General features: G+C 67.5%; 4 protein-coding genes. 3 read left to right on the top strand and 1 reads right to left on the bottom strand.

Annotated features, from left to right (window positions below; genetic code table 11):
- On the top strand, positions 1-726 hold a 726-nt coding region (locus A8G08_RS02650), incomplete at its 5' end, for an LLM class flavin-dependent oxidoreductase (protein WP_157108373.1).
- Positions 727-839: 113 nt separating this feature from the next.
- Here the strand turns inward: A8G08_RS02650 and A8G08_RS02645 are convergent.
- Positions 840-1,967, bottom strand: coding sequence for a citrate synthase 2 (locus A8G08_RS02645; protein WP_068269736.1), 1,128 nt, complete (start codon positions 1,965-1,967; stop codon positions 840-842).
- A gap of 228 nt (positions 1,968-2,195) precedes the next feature.
- On the opposite strand from A8G08_RS02645, the gene pdxH reads away from it, so the two are divergent.
- Both pdxH and A8G08_RS02635 read left to right on the top strand, forming a co-directional pair.
- Positions 2,196-2,822, top strand: coding sequence for a pyridoxamine 5'-phosphate oxidase (pdxH, locus tag A8G08_RS02640; RefSeq protein ID WP_068269733.1), 627 nt, complete (start codon positions 2,196-2,198; stop codon positions 2,820-2,822).
- The gene (locus A8G08_RS02635) at positions 2,819-4,090 is read left to right on the top strand and encodes an MFS transporter (protein ID WP_084435896.1); all 1,272 of its coding nucleotides are present in this window, start codon (positions 2,819-2,821) and stop codon (positions 4,088-4,090) included. The genes pdxH and A8G08_RS02635 overlap by 4 nt, the downstream gene beginning before the upstream one ends.
- Positions 4,091-4,110: the final 20 nt, after the last annotated feature.

The raw sequence follows: 4,110 nt of genomic DNA, 5'->3' as shown, positions 1-4,110 counted from the left end.
GTGCAGGGGCGTCCCTTGCTCGTGCAGGCCGGATCCTCGGCGGCCGGAAAGGATTTCGCGGCACGCTATGCGGAGGCGGTGTTCACCGCGCAGTACACCCTGCAGGAGGGACAGGAGTTCTATCGCGACCTGAAGGCGCGGGTGGTGAAGGCAGGGCGCAGTGCAGACGATCTGAAGATCCTGCCCGGTTTCTTTCCGTACATCGCCGACACGGAAGAGGAAGCACGGGCGCTGGAGCAGTCCTTCAACGACCTGCGCTCAACGGAATACGCGTTGCGGCAGCTTTCCAGCCTGCTCGGCATCGAACTCGACGAGGATTCGCTCGACGCCCCACTGCCGCCGCTGCCACCTATCGAGGATTTCCAAGGTCAGAAGGCTCGCAACCAGCTTGTGCGGGACCTCGCCGGGAACGGCAAGCACACCGTGCGCGAGCTCATCGGCTTGCTCAGCGGCGGACGTGGGCATCGCACGGTCGCCGGCACTCCTGAGCAGATCGCGGACGAGATCGAGCAGTGGTTCACCGAGGGCGCGGCGGACGGGTTCAACATCATGCCGCCGTACTTTCCGGGCGGACTGGAGGACTTCGTCGATCGAGTCGTGCCGATCCTGCAGCAACGCGGTCTGTTCCGTACCGAATACACGTCGACGACACTGCGCGGGCATTTCGGCCTGCGCGAGCCGGGTAACCGGTACGCCACGGCACCGGCGGAGGCGACATCAGCCTGACCCTTGCTCCAGGGCGGGAAATGGAAATACGTTCGGGAGGGCGAATTCTCGCCCTCCCGAACGTATTTGGTTGTCCTGCTCAGCTCAACGCGGCCGCGCCGTGGCGCTACCGCTCAGGCGCGGTTGATCAGATCCCAGCCCTCGACGGCGTCGGGGGTGCGTGCGCTCGGGCCGGTGTAGAGCGCGGCCGGGCGGACCAGCTTGCCGAGGCGCTTCTGCTCGAGGATGTGCGCGCACCAGCCCGCGGTCCGGCCGCAGGTGAACATCGCCGGCATCATGTGTGCCGGGACCTCGGCGAAGTCGAGGATCACCGCGGCCCAGAACTCCACGTTGGTCTCGATCGCGCGGTCCGGGCGACGCTCACGCAGCTCGGTGAGCGCGGCCTGCTCGAGCGCTGCTGCGGCCTCGTAACGCGGAGAAGCGAGTCGCTTGGCGGTGGCGCGCAGCACACGCGCGCGCGGATCCTCGGCCCGGTAGACCCGGTGACCGAAGCCCATCAGCTTTTCCTTGCGGTCCAGGATGCCCTTGACCAAACCGGTTGCGTCCCCGGACTTCTCGACTTCCTCGATCATCGGCAGCACGCGCGCCGGGGCGCCGCCGTGCAGCGGGCCCGACATCGCGCCGATGGCGCCGGAGAGCGATGCCGCGACATCGGCACCCGTGGAGGCGATGACGCGGGCGGTGAAGGTGGAGGCGTTCATGCCGTGCTCGGCGGCCGACACCCAGTAGGCGTCGATGGCCTCGATGTGGGCCGGGTCCGGGTCACCCTTCCAGCGAGTCATGAAACGAGAGGTGACGGTGTGGCACTCGTCGATGAGCTTCTGCGGCACGGCTGGCTGGTAGATGCCGCGCGCGGACTGCGCGACGTAGGAGAGCGCCATGACCGAGGCGCGGGCGAGCTGCTCGCGCGCGGTCTCGTCGTCGATGTCCAGCAGTGGCTGGTAGCCCCAGATCGGCGCCAGCATGGCGAGCCCCGCCTGGACGTCGACGCGCACGTCACCGGTGTGCACAGGGAGTGGGAACGGCTCGGCGGGCGGCAGTCCCTTGCCGAACTTCCCGTCCACCAGCAGCGCCCACACGTCGCCGAATTCGACGCGCTCGGCGACGAGGTCCTCGATGTTCACTCCGCGGTAGCGCAGCGCGCCACCATCGCGGTCCGGTTCGGCGATATCCGTGGTGAACGCGAGCACGCCCTCGAGGCCGGCTACGAAGTCTTCGGGGATGGTGGCGTTCTCAGCCATGGGGTGAATTCTCCTTTGTCGTTCCACGCGCGTTGGGGAACGTGGCGCCGCAATAGCCGGACAGCAGATCACCTGCACCTTATCTGCACTGTACTCGGGAGTAGCGTCTGGGCTGTGCGGCATGGAGATGGCGAGGTGGGGGACGTAACCGGGGCGTTCTCGGAGGCGACTGAAAGTCCAACGGGAGAGTCGACGGGGGAATTTACCGGAGCGCCCGATCTGGCGGGCATGCGCAAGGACTACCGAGGCATTCATGACCTCGACGAATCGTGGTTGAGCGACGGCTGGGAGCCGCTGCTGCGCCGCTGGATGCACGATGCCGTCGCCGCGTCCGTGGTGGAACCGAACGCCATGGTGCTCGCGACTGTTGACGAGCAGGGATTGCCCGCGAGCCGAACGGTGTTGTGCAAGGGCGTGACCGACGCCGGCATCGTCTTCTACACGAATTACAGCTCCGAGAAAGCGCGCCACATCGCGGCCAATCCGCATGTCTCGGCGACCTTTGCATGGCCGCTGATCGGACGGCAGGTGACGCTGCGCGGCGATGTGCGCAAGATCTCGGCCGAGCAGACCGCGCGCTACTGGGACACCCGCCCGCGGGGCTCACAACTGGGTGCCTGGGCATCGCAGCAATCGCGGCCGACCGGCACGCGGGAGGATCTCGAGCAGGCTCTCGACGCGGTGGCTCAGCGCTTCGCTGCCGGCCCGATTCCCGTGCCGCCGGATTGGGGCGGCTACCTGTTGAGTCCGGTCAGCGTGGAGTTCTGGCAGGGCCGGGCGAACCGGATGCACAACCGGATCCGCACTACCCGGGACGCCGGCGGTCGGTGGACGACCGTCCGGCTGCAACCGTGAGCCTGCTTGCCGACACCACACCACTGCGCAATGCGAACTTCCGCCGGTTGTGGCTGTCGTCCATCGTCACCGTCATCGGCGGTCAGCTCAGCATCGTCGCGGTGCCGCAGCAGATCTTCGAGATCACCCGCAGTTCCGGGTTCGTCGGACTGACCGGTGTTTTCGCGCTTGCCCCGCTGATCGTCTTCGGGCTGTGGGGCGGCGCGCTCGCCGATGTCATGGACCGGCGCAAGCTGATGCTGATCACCAGTGCCGGACTCGGGCTCACATCGCTGGCGTTCTGGATACAGGCCGCCATGGGTATGCAGAACGTCTGGTTGGTGCTGACCCTGTTGGCCGCGCAACAGGCGTTCTTCGCCGTGAATCAGCCGACCCGCAGTGCCATCCTGCCGCGCATACTGCCCGGTCACGAACTGCCCGCGGCGAACTCGCTGAACATGACGATCTTCCAGTTCGGCGCGATCGTCGGGCCCGTGGTTGCCGGTGTGCTCATTCCGGTGGTCGGGCTGTCGACGCTGTATCTGATCGACACGATCGCGCTGTCGGCGACGCTGTGGGCCGCGTACCGGCTTCCGCCGGTGCCACCCACCGGTGCCAACCGCCGGGCAGGGTGGAAGCAGGTCGGCGAGGGCTTTGCCTATTTGGCGACGCAGAAGGTGCTGCTGGCCTCGTTCCTGGTCGACATCATCGCGATGGTGTTCGGCATGCCGCGCGCGCTTTTCCCGCAGATCGCGCACGAGACCTTCGGAGATCCGGCGACGGGCGGCCTCGCGCTCGGCCTGCTGTATGCCGCAATGTCGGCGGGCGCGGTCGTGGGCGGGGTCTTCTCCGGCTGGCTGCCGCGGATCCGTCGCCAGGGCCTTGCCGTGATCATCTGCATCGTGGTGTGGGGACTGACGATGATCGGCTTCGGCATCGCGGTCGGATTGTCCTCCCCGGACGGCTCCAGGCTCGGCCTGTGGATGGCTCTCGCCTTCCTCGCGCTCGGCGGCGGTGCGGACATGATCTCCGCGGCATTCCGGTCGACGATGCTGCAGGAAGCCGCCACCGACGAGCAGCGCGGCCGCCTGCAGGGCGTGTTCATCGTCGTGGTCGCGGGCGGACCGCGCATCGGCGATTTGCTGCACGGTGTCGCGGCGGCCAGCCTCGGTACCGCGGTGGCCGCGGCCGGCGGTGGCGTGCTCGTGGTGATCGGCGTGGTGATCGCGGCTGTGGCTATTCCCGCCTTCGTGCGATACACCGTGACTCGCCCGACGCCCCGGCGATAAGGCGATACCTATTGTGCGGC

The sequence above is a fragment of the Aldersonia kunmingensis genome (genome assembly GCF_001646865.1).
In the GTDB taxonomy this organism is placed as follows: Bacteria; Actinomycetota; Actinomycetes; order Mycobacteriales; family Mycobacteriaceae; genus Aldersonia; species Aldersonia kunmingensis.
The sequence above is the reverse complement of the archived record's forward strand: the minus strand, read 5'-3'. Positions and strand labels throughout refer to the sequence as shown.

Bases quoted from the DNA above. Each gene is read 5' to 3' on its own strand.
- A8G08_RS02645 (WP_068269736.1), bottom strand. From the start codon at position 1,967: ATGGCTGAGAACGCCACCATCCCCGAAGACTTCGTAGCCGGCCTCGAG.
- pdxH (WP_068269733.1), top strand. From the start codon at position 2,196: ATGCGCAAGGACTACCGAGGCATTCATGACCTCGACGAATCGTGGTTG.